This window comes from Stutzerimonas stutzeri (assembly GCF_024448955.1).
In the GTDB taxonomy this organism is placed as follows: domain Bacteria; phylum Pseudomonadota; class Gammaproteobacteria; order Pseudomonadales; family Pseudomonadaceae; genus Stutzerimonas; species Stutzerimonas stutzeri_AQ.
Genome location: NZ_JAMOIH010000003.1, coordinates 173,729 through 188,004, shown reverse-complemented (window position 1 = coordinate 188,004; position 14,276 = coordinate 173,729). Strand labels below are relative to the sequence as shown.

14 protein-coding genes are annotated in these 14,276 nt (G+C 63.4%); 3 read left to right on the top strand and 11 right to left on the bottom strand.

Features of this window, described 5'->3' with window-relative positions:
- Window positions 1-27: 27 nt before the first annotated feature.
- The gene (locus NA645_RS04390) at window positions 28-2,133 is read left to right on the top strand and encodes a CHASE2 domain-containing protein (protein WP_256047707.1); all 2,106 of its coding nucleotides are present in this window, start codon (window positions 28-30) and stop codon (window positions 2,131-2,133) included.
- A gap of 5 nt (window positions 2,134-2,138) precedes the next feature.
- On the opposite strand, the gene NA645_RS04385 is transcribed toward NA645_RS04390, so the two are convergent.
- The 3 genes from NA645_RS04385 to NA645_RS04375 form a co-directional block, all read right to left on the bottom strand.
- Window positions 2,139-2,729: an OmpA family protein gene (locus NA645_RS04385; RefSeq protein WP_256047706.1), complete on the bottom strand. Its 591-nt coding sequence runs from the start codon at window positions 2,727-2,729 to the stop codon at window positions 2,139-2,141.
- Window positions 2,730-2,734: 5 nt separating this feature from the next.
- Window positions 2,735-3,187, bottom strand: coding sequence for a FecR family protein (locus NA645_RS04380; protein ID WP_256047705.1), 453 nt, complete (start codon window positions 3,185-3,187; stop codon window positions 2,735-2,737).
- 185 nt (window positions 3,188-3,372) lie between these two features.
- A complete protein-coding gene (locus NA645_RS04375; protein WP_256047704.1) occupies window positions 3,373-3,594 on the bottom strand; it encodes a hypothetical protein in 222 nt (73 codons plus the stop codon).
- Between the two features lie 420 nt (window positions 3,595-4,014).
- On the opposite strand from NA645_RS04375, the gene NA645_RS04370 reads away from it, so the two are divergent.
- Entirely contained in the window at window positions 4,015-5,982 is a 1,968-nt protein-coding gene (locus NA645_RS04370; RefSeq protein ID WP_256047703.1) for an AAA family ATPase, read from the top strand.
- A gap of 123 nt (window positions 5,983-6,105) precedes the next feature.
- On the opposite strand, the gene NA645_RS04365 is transcribed toward NA645_RS04370, so the two are convergent.
- From NA645_RS04365 to NA645_RS04345, 5 genes are all read right to left on the bottom strand, one after another.
- A complete protein-coding gene (locus tag NA645_RS04365) occupies window positions 6,106-6,723 on the bottom strand; it encodes a TPM domain-containing protein (RefSeq protein WP_256047702.1) in 618 nt (205 codons plus the stop codon).
- Window positions 6,724-6,787: 64 nt separating this feature from the next.
- Complete coding sequence (locus NA645_RS04360) at window positions 6,788-7,543, bottom strand: TPM domain-containing protein (protein ID WP_256047701.1); 756 nt, start codon at window positions 7,541-7,543, stop codon at window positions 6,788-6,790.
- Window positions 7,540-8,148, bottom strand: a complete 609-nt coding sequence (locus tag NA645_RS04355) for a LemA family protein (RefSeq protein ID WP_256047700.1) — start codon at window positions 8,146-8,148, stop codon at window positions 7,540-7,542. Before NA645_RS04355 ends, NA645_RS04360 begins: the two co-directional genes overlap by 4 nt.
- A 71-nt stretch (window positions 8,149-8,219) precedes the next feature.
- Window positions 8,220-9,443, bottom strand: a complete 1,224-nt coding sequence (locus NA645_RS04350) for a CaiB/BaiF CoA transferase family protein (protein ID WP_256047699.1) — start codon at window positions 9,441-9,443, stop codon at window positions 8,220-8,222.
- A gap of 116 nt (window positions 9,444-9,559) precedes the next feature.
- Window positions 9,560-10,741 carry an acyl-CoA dehydrogenase gene (locus NA645_RS04345; protein WP_256047698.1) on the bottom strand — a complete coding sequence of 394 codons (1,182 nt, stop codon included), beginning with the start codon at window positions 10,739-10,741 and terminating at the stop codon, window positions 9,560-9,562.
- Window positions 10,742-10,902: 161 nt separating this feature from the next.
- Here NA645_RS04345 and NA645_RS04340 point away from each other — a divergent pair, with 161 nt between their 5' ends.
- Entirely contained in the window at window positions 10,903-11,820 is a 918-nt protein-coding gene (locus tag NA645_RS04340) for a LysR family transcriptional regulator (protein ID WP_256047697.1), read from the top strand.
- Window positions 11,821-12,132: 312 nt separating this feature from the next.
- Here NA645_RS04340 and NA645_RS04335 read toward each other — a convergent pair whose 3' ends face one another.
- The 3 genes from NA645_RS04335 to NA645_RS04325 form a co-directional block, all read right to left on the bottom strand.
- Entirely contained in the window at window positions 12,133-12,507 is a 375-nt protein-coding gene (locus tag NA645_RS04335; RefSeq protein ID WP_256047696.1) for a helicase, read from the bottom strand.
- 136 nt (window positions 12,508-12,643) lie between these two features.
- On the bottom strand, window positions 12,644-12,916 hold the full coding sequence (locus NA645_RS04330; protein ID WP_131651415.1) for an HU family DNA-binding protein: 273 nt from the start codon (window positions 12,914-12,916) through the stop codon (window positions 12,644-12,646).
- Window positions 12,917-13,063: 147 nt separating this feature from the next.
- Window positions 13,064-14,275, bottom strand: a complete 1,212-nt coding sequence (locus tag NA645_RS04325; RefSeq protein ID WP_256047695.1) for an NAD(P)/FAD-dependent oxidoreductase — start codon at window positions 14,273-14,275, stop codon at window positions 13,064-13,066.
- Window position 14,276: the final 1 nt, after the last annotated feature.

Below are 14,276 nucleotides of genomic sequence, written 5' to 3'. Positions count from 1 at the left end.
CCCGAACGGACGCAGGGAGCGCGACTGATGGCAGTACCCGGACTTACGCCTCGCTTGCTGCTCGCGTTGGCCGGATTGCTCGCCGCCTGCGTTCTGTACCTGGCTGAACCACTGATGCTGCAGAGCCTGCGCAACGGCTTGTTCGATCAGTACCAGCGCTGGCATCCGCGGCCAGCGCCGGCGCAAACACCGGTTCGGGTGGTCGACATCGATGAAGCCAGCCTCGCGCGCCACGGCCAATGGCCCTGGCCGCGCGATCTACTGGCGCAGTTGCTGGAGCGCCTGCAGCAGGCAGGCGCCGCCGTGGTGGTCTTCGACGTGCTCTTCGCCGAGGCCGACCGCAGCTCGCCACGCTATCTGCTGAACCAGCTGGACCTCCCGCCCGCTTTGGCCGACACGCTGGAGGCCCTGCCCGACCACGATCACCTATTCGCCGAGGCGCTCGAACGACAGCCCAGCGTCCTTGGCTTTGCCACCGCGCACTCACCGTCGCAGCCCCGTCCGCTCAGCCGTTTCGGTGTGCGACAGCGTGCGGATGCCACCCTACCGCGTTTCACAACCTACCCCGGCACCGTCAGCGCATTGCCCTTGCTTGAAAGGGCTGCGGCAGGCGGCGGCGCCATGACCTTTCACCCTGACGCGGACGGCGTCGTGCGCCGCGTACCGGTGATGATTCGCGTCGGCGAGCAGCTCTACCCCTCGCTGTCCGCCGAAGCACTGCGGCTCTATCTCGATCAACAGCTGTACCGCATCGAGACCGCGAGCAATGGAGCGGTCGAACAGGTTTCGATAGGCCCGCTGACGCTCCCGACCAACCGCCGAGGCGAGCTCTGGCTGCATTATCGCCGCGACATGACCGCACAGACCCTGCCCGCCTGGCACGTACTGGAAGGCATGGCCGCCGGGCAACTCGACGGTAGCATCGTGCTGATCGGCAGCTCCGCCCAAGGCCTGCAGGATCTGCGCTTCAGCCCACTTGGCGGGATGCTTCCGGGCGTCCAGGTGCACGCCCAGGCGATCGAACAGGCGTTAACCGGCTCGCCACTCCAACGCCCGTCCTGGGCCAGTCCACTGGAAGCGCTGGTCCTGTTGCTCGCCGGATCGCTGCTCTGTGTTCTGATCCTCACCAGCGGCGCGCTCACCGCCGCCTGGATCGCAGCGATAGCGATTGCGGCACTGAACATCGCGGCCTGGTGGGCTTATTCGCGCCATGGGCTACTGCTTGACGCCCTGACGCCATCGATCGGTCTGCTGCTGGTCTATCTCGGCGCCAGCCTTGCGCGGCACCGCGCCAGCGAATATCAGCAGCGTTGGATACGTGATGCCTTCTCGCGCTACATCTCGCCGAATCTCGTCAGGCATCTGGTGCGCCATCCCGAACAGCTACAGCTCGGCGGCGAGCGCCGTTATTGCAGCTTCGTCTTCACCGACATCACCGATTTCACCACCCTGATGGAGAGCCACTCGCCGGAGCGCGTGGTCGGCATGCTCAACGAATACCTCGAAGGACTCATCCAGATTGCCTTCCGCCACCAGGGCACCCTCGAACGCATCGTCGGCGACGGCATGGCGATTCTGTTCTCGGCGCCCCTGACTCAGGCTGATCACCAGGTTCGCGCGCTGGCCTGCGCGCTGGAGATCCGCAGCTTCACCCGCGCCCACGCAGCCGTTCAACATGCCGCTGGCATCCCGCTCGGCCGCACGCGCATCAGTGCACACAGCGGCGAGGTCGTCGTCGGCAATTTCGGTGGCGCCACCCTGTTCGACTACCGGGCGTTGGGCGATGCGGTCAACGTCGCGGCTCGTCTGGAAAGCCTCAATCGTTATCTGGGCACCGATCTCTGCGTTTCGGAGGCCATCCGTGTCGCCAATCCGGACGTGCCGATGCGCGCCATCGGCGACGTGCTGCTCAAGGGCAAGACGCAGCCGATCCGCCTTTACGAGCCCTGCGAAACTGCCATCGACAGCGACTACGATGCGGCATATCGGCTACTGGCAAGCGAGCACGATCAGGCCGCCGACGCCTTCGACCAGCTGTCCGCCACGCGGCCGGACGACCTGCTGGTGCGCTATCAGCTGCAGCGACTGCGGGCCGGCCAGCGCGGCGAGTGCATTACGTTGACAGAAAAGTGAGGGCGTCAGCGAACGCTGATTTCGACCCGGCGATTGCGCGGCTCGGACACACCATCGGGCGTGTCGATCAACAGGTTGCGCTCACCATGTGAGGACACACGTAGATCGATTACCTCGATGGCTCGGTTGCGCAGCATGTCCGCAACCGCCTGGGCCCGAATCAAGCCCAGCTGCTCGTTCCAGTACGGGCCGCTGAGGGTGTCGGTGTGGCCAATGACCGAGACGGCTGACGGACCACGCAGGCGGATCGCCTCGAAAACCTGCTCGACAGCTCGCTCCGATTCCTCGGTCAGCTCTGCGCTGCCGATCTTGAAATAAAGCTGGAAGCGCTGCGGCAGTGCGGGTTGAGCCGCCAACGCCGCCGAGAAATCGTGTGCGATCCGCAGCTGACCGACGTTGAACGGTCTGGCGGCCGAGGCGCCGCCGATGATGACCCCCTGATGCGCCTGATCCAGCCGTGTCTGGCCTTTGGCATCATCGATCACCACAGCGCCAGTGGTGCCGTCAGGACTTTCCAGCAGCACCACATAGTTGCCCGTCACGCAGCCCGACAGCAGCACGAGACACAGCAGCGCAACCGAATACCGCAGCAGCATCCTGATCACTGAACGACCTTCACCAGAAAATGCGTACCGCGCACGCCAATGGTGCCCGTTGGGGTTTTCAGCTCGACCGCTTCAGGCTTGAGCTTGGCGATGACGCCTGAAATGAAATTCAAGGTCCCGCGGCTGATATGGCCGCTCAGGCGCAGCTCTTCGCGGGTGGGTTCGAACGCGTACTCGTCCAGGGTGAATTCGCTGTTCGGGCCAAAGGACATGACCGTGTTATCACTGAGCGTCACCCCCATCGCGCCGTCGGCACCGGTGCGCAGCACCGCGCCGAGGATCACTGCCTGGCCAATGGCCGCGTCGATGGTCTGATCACGGCTGGTGACGGTCGCCTCGCCCTGTACCTTCATGATGTAGCCGACCGGCTCGACTAGCGTCTGCGCCTGCGCCAGCGGTGCTAGCGCCAGCAGGCCCACGATCAGTAAAAGCCGAATACGGCTTGTCATGGCGCGGCTGCTATCGCACGTCATCATTTCAGTCTCCCCAACGGATCGCCGATTCAGGCCTTTACCCGCGCGCCCACGATCCACATCGGCGTAAGCGTCAGGCCAGCATCGGAGGATGCCGGATGGGGGTCGGCAAATACAAGCGCAACGGCACGACAGAGCCTCTCGCTCAGGCCGCTAGTTGACTAGGCCGAGGCGAAACGTTCGATCGAACGCGCAGACCCGCCATCCCACAGATTCCGATCGGCGAGCTGATGGGTATCGACATAGCGCGGCGCGCCGTTGATCTCTTCCAGCTCGGTCATGCCGGCGAGCTGGCTGACGATGCGGTAACGCTTGCCGGCCGCTTTGTCTTGCAGTGGATAAAGCGCCGCAATCTGCTGGGCCAATTCGGTAAGGGTGGACATGGTGCGGGAACTGCTCTGGATGCGAAAGGCAGGCTATGTACTACGGATCGCGAATAATTTCGCTCGGCGTCCGACGCCTAGCAGGCCGCTCATCGGAACGGCCATAGGCCGCACATGAAACGGCTGATGCAAGCTGCATGAATCATGTCCGATTACTTCGTTCCACGACCGAACGGTCATTCGTCGTAAACCTGCCCGCCATTCGTCGCCCAGGCTCGCGCATGATGGCACTTGCCGTATTCTCGCCGGCTATCGGAGCCGAAGCGCCCGACCCTGCAGTTCGGCATATAAATCGCATCCGACGAGCCCGTACTGCTCAGCGCCACGCAATTGGCGCTTGCGGGGTTTCCCCGCGTACAACTGTGGTCCGCCTCGAAAGCGGTTGTTTGTCAAACGTCGGGCTTCCCGATTGGATGTGAAATGAAAACACCACGTCTGCTACAAGGCCGCCGCGGCCCTGTGCTCTCCGTTCTGCTGGTGCTGGCACTCATCGCCGGCCTGGCCTATTGGCAATTCAAGCCGGGTATGCCGGCCGCGCCTTCCACAGGCACTGCGGCCAGCATGCTCGAAGCTCTGCGGGAATCCACCGAGCCCTGGGAAGCCAACCGCCAGGATCTTTCGGTCCTGATGAACGATCTGCGTAGCGCCACCATCGCCAGCGCGGCGCTCGGTAAGGACGCGGTCTACATCAGCCTGAACGACGGCTTGCGCTACTGGATCCCCGATCAGTCGGGCCGCGTGGCACAGTTGCTGCTCGATCATTACGCCAGCAGCGAAGGCCAGCTGTTCCCGCTGACGCTGTTCGAAACGGACGGTGAAGCGCCCTGGTACAAGGCGCTGGTGCCCTATGCCCCCTTCATTCTTCTGCTGGTCGGTGCGCTCAGTTATCTGGCAATCAAGAGCCAGGCCTTCCGTGTGCAGCGCAAGGGCAGCGGTATCGGTTTTGCCGACGTGATCGGTGCCAGCGAGGCCAAGCAGGCACTCACCGACGTCACCGCCTACTTGCGCGACCCTGCCGCCTACGCCGCGCTGGGCGCCCGCCCGCCCAAGGGCGTGCTGCTGACCGGCGAGCCCGGCACCGGCAAGACCCAGCTGGCCAAGGCGCTGGCGACCGAGTCCAATGCCAGCTTCATCCAGGTCACCGGCAGCGACTTTTCCTCGATGTATTTCGGCGTCGGCATTCAGAAGGTCAAGGCGCTGTTTCGTACCGCGCGCAAGCAGGCGCCGTGCATCATCTTCATCGATGAGATCGACGGCATCGGCAAGCGCGCCGAACAGCAGCGCTCCAGCGATGCCGAGAGCAACCGCATCATCAACCAGTTCCTCGCCGAGATGGACGGCTTCGACGGCGCCAGCGGCGTGCTGGTGCTGGGCGCGACCAACTTTCCCAACTCGCTCGATCCGGCGCTGGTGCGCGAAGGCCGCTTCGACCGCTCAATTGCCGTCGGCCTGCCGGGACTCGCCGATCGGGAAGCGCTGTTCCGCCTGTACGCGGGGAAGATTCGCGCCGCGCAGGACCTCGATTTCGCCCAGCTGGCTCGTAATACCGTCGGCCTGACACCAGCCGCCATCGCCTATATCGCCAACCATGCGGCGCTGCTCGCGGCGCGCGCCAGCGCGACGACCGTCGACATGAGCCACTTCGTCGACGCCGTGGAAACCTGCCGCATCGGCGAACAGCCGTCGGGCGTCACGCCCATGTCGCCGGCCGATCGCAAGCGCATTGCCGTGCATGAAGCCGGCCACGCATTGGTAGCCGCCGCGCTGAAAGTGGGTCGGGTGGAAAAGGTCACCATTCTGCCGCGCGGCCAGGCACTAGGCGTGACACTGGTGACGCCAGTGGAGGACAAGCGCCTGCACATGGAATCCGAGCTGCGCAATCGCATCCAGATGCTGCTGGCCGGTCGTGGCGCCGAACAGCTGTATTTCCATGAAGTGTCGTCCGGCGCCGGTCAGGATCTGCAGGAAGCCTCGAAGATCGCCCTGTCGATGGTCGGCGCACTGGGCATGGGCCCGAACGGTTCGCTGCTGAGCCTGCAGGCCGTGCGCGACGCGCATATCGAATTCGATTCCGGCGAGTCGATTCGCGCCGCGGACAACTTGCTCAAGCAACTCGACCGTGAATGCATGGCGTTGCTGCAGCGGCTCAAGCCAGCGCTGGACGAGATCGCCGAGCAGCTGCTGGCCGAGGAAACGGTACCCGGCGAAGAGGTGCTGGCGGCTATCGAGCGCCTGCCCGAGCATCACCACGAGGCCAGCGTCAGTTCTATCATCGGCCACGCCATGAGCAGCATCGACCGCGTCGCGGCCAGTGCCATGGCGGACGCCCAATTCCTCGAATTGGCGCCGGTGGAACAGCCCGAGGACGACGGTCCGGGAATGGTTTAACAAAGGCTAAAGCTGGCTTTGAAGCATCGCGCGTAGGGCCGAACTTGTTCGGCCTCGGTCTTCGTTACACACCGCATGGCCGAATAAGTTCGGCCCTACAGATCGAAGCCGACTGGGCTTTCTTTAATCAATCACCACCAGACGGTTCGGCAATTCGTTGCGCTCATGGGTGGCTGGAACGTGCTGCTTGAGCAACGAGCCGCACGCCTCGATGCAGCTCAGAAAGCCCTGAAGCACCTGCCCGCTGCGCACATCGTCCGTGAAATGCGCGACGATCGATTGCCAGGCGCTGTCGTCGATCCGGCTGGATATGCCCCGATCCACAAGGATCTCGACGTAGCGCTCGGCTTCGCAGACAAAGATCAGCATGCCGGTGCCGCCCTCGGTGTGGTGCAGATTCAGCTCCATAAATTGCCGACGCGCCAGGTTGCAGGCACGCCAATGCCGGACCGAGCGCGGAATCAGCCGAGTGGTCAGGCTGGGAATGCGGAATATCACCGCCAACACGATGAACGTCAGCCACTGCACCAACAGCAATTGCCAGGCGGACAACCAGCCGGTGAAGAACAACAACGCGCCGGGTAACAGCAGCGCAATCAGGCTGGCCCACAGCAACGGGATGTAGCGATAGTCGTCAGCCTGCGCCGCCAGCACCGTCACCAGTTCGGCATCGGTGTCACGCTCGACGCGGTCGATCGCCGCGGTTACCTGCTGCAGTTCGTTTTCGGTCAGTAGGGTCATTGCTCGTTCATCGTTGAGGTAGTTTCTCGTTATGTTGTTGAGCGAGTGGCGGGCCGGGCGTCAGTCACCAGCCACCCGAAGCGCCGCCGCCACCGAAGCCGCCGCCTCCTCCGCCGAAGCCGCCCCCACCAAAACCGCCACCGCCGAAGCCACCGCCGCGCCCCATGCCGCCGAGCAAGGCGCCGAGTAGCAAGGCTTTGCGACCACCGTTACGGCCACCCCGGCCACCACCAATGACAAAGATCGCCACCAGCATCAGAAAGAAGCCGAGGATGCCCAGCCCGCTTGGTTCCTGCGCGCCCATCGGCATTGCCGGGCGCATGGCCGCGCTCTGCAGCGGGTCGCCACCGAGCACCTGCACCATGGCCGCCGCGCCTTCGCTGATGCCACGGGCGAAATCGCCCTGCTGGAAGGCCGGCGCGATGATGCCGTTGATGATCATCGAGGATTGCGCGTCGGTCAGGCGCCCTTCGAGGCCATAGCCGACTTCGATGCGAATCCGGCGATCGTCACGCGCGACGATCAGCAGCGCGCCGTTGTCCTCGCCCTGCTGCCCGATGCCCCATGCACGGCCGAGCTGCACGCCGAATTCCTCGATGCTGCGGCCTTGCAACTCCGGCACCGTGACCACTACCACCTGCTCGCTGGTGGCTTGCTCATGGGCGGCGAGCATGCTAGTCAGACGGGCCTCGGTCTGGGTGTCGAGCAGCTCCGCCTGGTCCACCACCCTGCCGGTCAGTGTCGGCAGTTCGGCGTCTTGGGCGAAGACGCTACCGCTGCAGAACAGCAGAACCGAAATCAGCAATAGCCTGAATGTCATTGAAACTGCACTTGCGGCGCCTGATCGGCATTCTCGGCGGTGGCCTCGAAGTTCTCGCGAATCGGCATGTCGCTGTACATCAGGGTGTGCCAGATGCGGCCTGGGAAGGTGCGAATCTCGGTGTTGTAGCGCTCCACAGCCGTGATGAAGTCGCGTCGCGCCACGGCGATGCGGTTTTCCGTGCCTTCAAGCTGCGACTGCAGGGCGAGGAAGTTCTGGTTCGACTTCAGTTCCGGGTAGCGCTCGGACACCATCATCAGCCGGCTCAGGGCGCCGGTCAGCTGGTTCTGCGCCTGCTGAAACTGCTGCAACTGTTCGGGGTTGTTCAGCGTGTTGGCGTCGACCTGTATAGACGTCGCCTTGGCTCGCGCCTCGACCACAGCGGTCAGGGTTTCCTGCTCCTGACGGGCGAAGCCCTTGACCGTCTCGACCAGGTTCGGAATCAGGTCAGCACGGCGCTGGTACTGGTTTTCAACCTGCGACCAGGCTGATTTCACCTGCTCGTCATACTGGGGAATGTTGTTGATGCCACAGCCGGCCAGCAGCCAGGACATGAACATGACAACCAACAGTTGTCCGGTGATTCGATAGCGCTGCATCTGCATGATTCGCTCGTCCGCTCAAGATTTGAGTACCTAAATAGGGATGGTCAGACGGCGGGAGAGTTCAGCGAAAGTTAGATCACCCCGGCCTGCCGCAGGGACGCGACCTGCGCTGGAGCCAGACCCAGCAACCGCTGCAGCAGCGCCTCGCTGTGTTCGCCCAACAGCGGCGGTGCCTTGCGATAGTCCACGGGCGACTCGGAAAGGCGAATCGGGCTCGCCACCTGCGGCACGCTGCCCGCCAGCGGATGCGGCATTTCCACGCGCAGACCGCGCGCCTGAACGTGCGGGTCGGCGAATACCTGCGCAACGTCGTTGATCGGCCCGCAGGGCACGCCAGCGCGCTCCAATACCGCCACCCACTCGGCAGTGGTGCGGAACACCGTGACTTGGCGGATCATCGGAATCAGCTCCGCACGGTTCGCAACCCGCGCCTTGTTGCTGGCGAAGCGTGGATCGTCAGCCCACTCGGGACATCCGGCCACATCGGCGAACTTGCGGAACTGCCCGTCGTTGCCGATGGTGAGAATGATGTCGCCATCGGCGGTGGGAAAGTCCTGATACGGCACGATGTTCGGATGGGCATTGCCCATGCGCTTGGGCGCGACGCCGGTGGTCAGGTAATTCATCGCCTGATTGGCCAGGCAGGCGACCTGCACGTCCAGCAGCGCCAACTCGACGTGCTGGCCGACGCCGCTCTGCTCACGACGGTTGAGCGCAGCCAGTACGCCAACGGTTGCATAAAGGCCGGTGAGGATATCGGTCAGCGCCACACCGACCTTGACCGGCCCGGCACCCTCCTCGGCATCGCTGCGCCCAGTCAGGCTCATCAGCCCGCCGAGGCCCTGGATCATGAAGTCGTAACCGGCACGCTGGGCATAGGGGCCGTCGCTACCGAAGCCGGTGATCGAGCAGTAGATCAGTCCCGGATTGATCGCCTTGAGGCTTTCGTAGTCCAGCCCGTAAGCCGCCAGCCCGCCGACCTTGAAGTTCTCCAGCAGCACATCGCACTGCATCACCAATTCGCGAATGATGCGCTGGCCTTCCGGCTGGGTGAAATCCAGGGTCAGCGACTCCTTGTTGCGGTTCGCCGACAGATAATAGGCCGCCTCGGAGGTGCTCTCGCCCTGCTGGTCCTTCAAATACGGCGGCCCCCAATGACGGGTATCGTCGCCCGTACCGGGCCGCTCGATCTTGATCACTTCAGCGCCGAGATCACCCAGGATCTGGCCGCACCAAGGACCGGCGAGCACGCGGGACAGATCGAGGACGCGGATGTGGGATAGGGCGCCGGACATAGAGATCTCTTGGGTAGCAATAAGATAGAGCGGGTCGGCGTTTGCGTAGGAGCGAGCTTGCTCGCGAATGGCGGTGTGCGCTCTTCGCGAGCAAGCTCGCTCCCACAGGTCACCGCTTAGAAAAACGCCTGAATCCCCGTCTGCGCGCGGCCGAGAATCAGCGCGTGCACGTCGTGGGTACCTTCGTAGGTGTTGACCACTTCCAGGTTGACCAGATGACGCGCCACGCCGAATTCGTCGCTGATGCCGTTGCCGCCCAGCATGTCGCGGGCCAGGCGCGCCACGTCCAGGGCCTTGCCGCAACTGTTGCGCTTCATGATCGAGGTAATTTCCACGGCAGCGGTGCCCTCGTCCTTCATCCGGCCCAGACGCAGACAGCCCTGCAGCCCCAGGGTGATCTCGGTCTGCATGTCGGCGAGCTTCTTCTGGATCAGCTGGTTGGAAGCCAGCGGGCGGCCGAATTGCTGGCGGTCCAGGGTGTATTGGCGGGCGGTGTGCCAGCAAAACTCGGCGGCGCCCAACGCGCCCCAGCTGATGCCGTAGCGGGCTGAATCCAGGCAGGTGAAGGGTCCGCGCAGGCCGCGCACATCGGGGAAGGCGTTCTCTTCCGGGCAGAACACATTGTCCATGACGATCTCGCCGGTGATCGAGGCGCGCAGGCCGACCTTGCCGTGAATTGCCGGAGCGCTCAGACCTTCCCAGCCCTTTTCCAGCACGAAGCCGCGGATGGCGCCCTCGTCGTCCTTGGCCCATACCACGAAGACGTCGGCGATGGGGCTGTTGGTGATCCACATCTTCGCGCCGGACAGGCGGTAGCCGCCATCGACCTTCTTCGCGCGAGTGACCATCGAGCCCGGATCGGAACCGTGGTTCGGCTCGGTCAGGCCGAAGCAGCCAATGAATTCACCGCTGGCCAACTTGGGCAGATACTTCTGCTTGGTTTCCTCGTTGCCGAATTCATTGATCGGCACCATCACCAGCGACGACTGCACGCTCATCATCGAGCGGTAGCCGGAATCGATGCGCTCCACCTCGCGGGCGATCAGGCCGTAGCACACGTAGTTCAAGCCGCTGCCGCCGTAGGTTTCGGGAATGGTCGCGCCGAGCAGACCGGTATCGCCCATCTCGCGGAAGATCGCCGGGTCGGTCCTTTCATGGCGGAAGGCTTCCAGCACACGCGGCGCCAGCTTGTCGGCGGCGAACTGCGCGGCACTGTCGCGCACCATGCGCTCCTCTTCGGTCAGTTGCTGATCGAGCAGCAGCGGGTCAATCCAGTTGAAGCTTGCCTTGCCGGCCATGGGCGAATCCTCTGATTATTGTGCAGCGCAGGAAAGAATGGAGAAATCCTAGGCCCGAACACCACGGTCGGCAAACGACGATTTCGCATCCACCTGTGCGTATTGCTCACTTCGGATTAAGCTTTGGGGCAGAAAACCATCTTCAACCATGAGATGTACGCATGCGCCGCAAGATTCCGAGCACCGCCGCCCTGATCGCCTTCGAGACGGCGGCGCGGCACCAGAGCTTCACTCGCGCCGCCGAGGAGCTGGCCCTGACCCAGAGCGCCATCTGCCGGCAGATCGGCGGACTGGAAGAGTTTCTCGGCCTGGCGCTGTTTCGTCGCTCACGACGCGGCGTGCAATTGACCGAAGCCGGCCAGTCTTACGCCCGGCGCATCGCGGCGCAGCTGGACGCTGTGGAGCGCGACACTCTATCCGTTATGGGCCAACAGGGCGCGATGAGCCTCGAATTGGCCGTGGTGCCCACCTTCGGCACGCAGTGGCTGGTGCCTCGGCTGAGGGATTTCCAGGCGAGGCACCCGCAGATCGCCCTCAACCTGACCAACCGAACCCGCCCCTTCCTCTTCGCTGACACTGAGTTCGATGCCGCCATCTATTTCGGCGATGCCGAATGGTCAGGTACCGAGGCGCATTTCCTGATGCCCGAAGATCTGCAGCCGGTGTGCAGCCCGGCGCTGCTGCCGGATGGCGGGCCGCTGTCCGTCGAGGCACTGGCCAGGATGCCGCTGCTGCAGCAGAGCACCCGGCCCTATGCCTGGCGGCAGTGGTTCGATTCGCTGGGGGTGAAGGTCGCCCGCGACATGACCGGGCCGCGACTGGAGCTGTTTTCCATGCTCGCCCAGGCGGCGGAGCATGGGATGGGGGTGGCGCTGATTCCGCCGTTTCTCATTCAGCAGGAGCTGGCCGAAGGGCGGTTGGTGGTGGCGCATCAACATGCGTATCGCAGCGAGGCGCGGGCGTACTACTTGATGATTCCGGAGCGCAAGGCGGAGTCGGCGGGGCTGATTGCGTTCAGGGATTGGCTGAAGGCAGAAGCTCAAGCGTGGCGGGCGCAGTCCGACGGTGCTTCGCTCTAGTGTCCTGAGCCGGGGCGGGAACCCGCCGTGAGTGCATACCTTCCGGTGAAGAAAGGGACCCGCGGGCCGGACGTTCGTCTTTCACAAATCCGCGACCGAATAAATTCGACCCTACGGTCCTGTGGGATCCAGACGACTTGGACTTCTCCTGCAGAAGGCCGAACGCAGCAGATCGCGAGGGAGCACGACGTAGGGCCGAACTTGTTCGGCCTCACGCAAATCCTAGCTGAATAAATTCGGTCTCCAGGACGGCTCGGACGAGGTACGGAACAGTGCAATCCATAACCTGGAAAACGCGGCTTTAGGCGAAGCCTATTTCTTCTTCTTCGGCTTCAAATACTTGGTCAGCCCCTGAAACCACATCACCAGCGCCGGGTTGCCCTGAATCTGGATGTCCTTGTTCTGGATACCCTGCATGAAAGCCAGCTGCTTGTTTTTGGCATTCATGGTAGCGAAGCCATAGGCACTGTCCTTGAAGCCGATGGCGAAAGCCGGCTCGGCAGCGGGACCGCCATAGCTGGTGACGCGCTGATCCTTGACGACGTAATGCCGCGCTACCTTACCGTCCAGGGTATGCAATTGGAAGGTCAGATCCTTGTCGCCCAGCTGCTGCTGGAAGTCGGGATTGGTGCGGCTGGCCTTGGCCATCAGGCGGCCCAGCATCCAGAGAAGGAAACGAAATTTCATGAACTTGCCGACCGTTAGCGAAAGGTGTCGCATTGTAGCGACTGATCGGAGCAGCGGAAGTGCGGGAACAGCTGGGTCCGGAGCGGACCGGCGGGTCAGGCTGACCCGGAGCCGCGGGGGCTCCGGGCAGCGCGTATCAATTGATCGCGTCTTTCAGCATCTTTCCCGGCTTGAACGCCACGGTATTGCTGGCCCTGATAGTGACGGGTTCGCCCGTCTGCGGGTTCTTGCCCGTGCGGGCGCCACGGTGGCGTTGCACAAAGGTACCGAAACCAACCAGGGTGACGCTGTCCTTGCGGTTGAGCGCGTTGGTGATTTCATCAAGTACGGCGTTGAGTACACGGTTGGCCTGATCCTTGGTGAGATCGGCCTTGTCGGCGATAGCAGCAGCGAGTTCCGGTTTGCGCATGGTTAGCCTCTAAGACTTTTTGTTTTTGTATTCGCTGTCTCCAAACAGCGTTCCGACGCACTGCGACAGCTCTATACTGCGGCAGCGCACGAAGGAGCATGGCACGCTGCTAGCACTCGCGCCAGCCCCCGCCAGCGCTTTACCGGGTCATTCAGAAGACTTTAACGACAGAAGCTGAGGCACTTCCGCCAAGACCGGCGGTAGCTGCTTATTCAAGTCCAGCCGCTCCCGTACAGCCGCCCCGGTCAGCGCGTAACCCAACAGATTGCCATCGATGCCGCGGAATAGAGCCTTGAGGTCGCTGCCCTCGCCTTCCACACTCCAATGCCCATCGCTGCCAGCCGCCGGTGGCGATACCACCAGAGGACAAACCGGGGTTTTCACCGTGATCGGCATCGGTCCGTAAGTCACCGAGGTCGGCTTGCCGGCAAGCGTTTGTGCAAGCGCGCGCACGCCGCTCATCAAGGGCATCACGTACAGCAGATTGAGCCCACCGACCTCAGCGCAATCCCCCAACGCGTAGACGTGCTCGGCAGAGGTCTGTAGCAGTCGGTCAACGGTAACACCGCGATTGACCTCGATCCCTGCCGCCGCCGCGAGTTCGGTGCGCGGGCGCAGGCCAACGGCGCTCACCACCAGATCGCAGCTCAACCGCTGGCCGTCCGACAGCTGTGCTTCGAGGGCGTCGCCACTCCGGTCCAGGCGCTCCAGCACCGGGCCAAGGTGAAAGCGCGCACCCAGCAACTCCAGCCCTCGCTGCACGGCCGCCGCAACGTCCACCGGAAGCAACGACGGCATGATCTGTTCGCAGGGTGCGACCAATTCCACCTCGTACCCACCATGCAGTAAGTCATTGGCAAATTCACAGCCGATCAGCCCGGCGCCAACGATCAGTACACGTCGCTTGCCTCTTGCAGCTTCGCGGAAGCGGCCGTAGTCGAGCAGGTCGTTGATCGGGAAAATAGCGTCCTGCGCATCGCCTGCGATCGGCACCTGAATCGTCTGCGCGCCCCAGGCGATCACCAGATCGCGATAGGGCACCGGCTCGTTGCCGATCCACACGCGGCGATTGTCAGGGTCGAGGCGCGTCACCCGAGTATGGGTGCGGACTTCGGCGTTGAGCTGACTGGCCATCTGCCCGGCGCTCATCATGCCGAGGGCATCGGCATCCTTGCTCATGGCAAAACCGGTGGACAGCATCGGTTTGGAATAGGAACGACCGTCATCGGCGGTGATCAGCAGCAGCGGCGTCTCGCTATCGTGCTTGCGGAACTCCCGCGCCAGGTTGTAGCCCGCCAGGCCAGTGCCGATGATGACCAGAGGGGCGGTCGACGCAGCCGTATTGTTCGATTCGTTCATA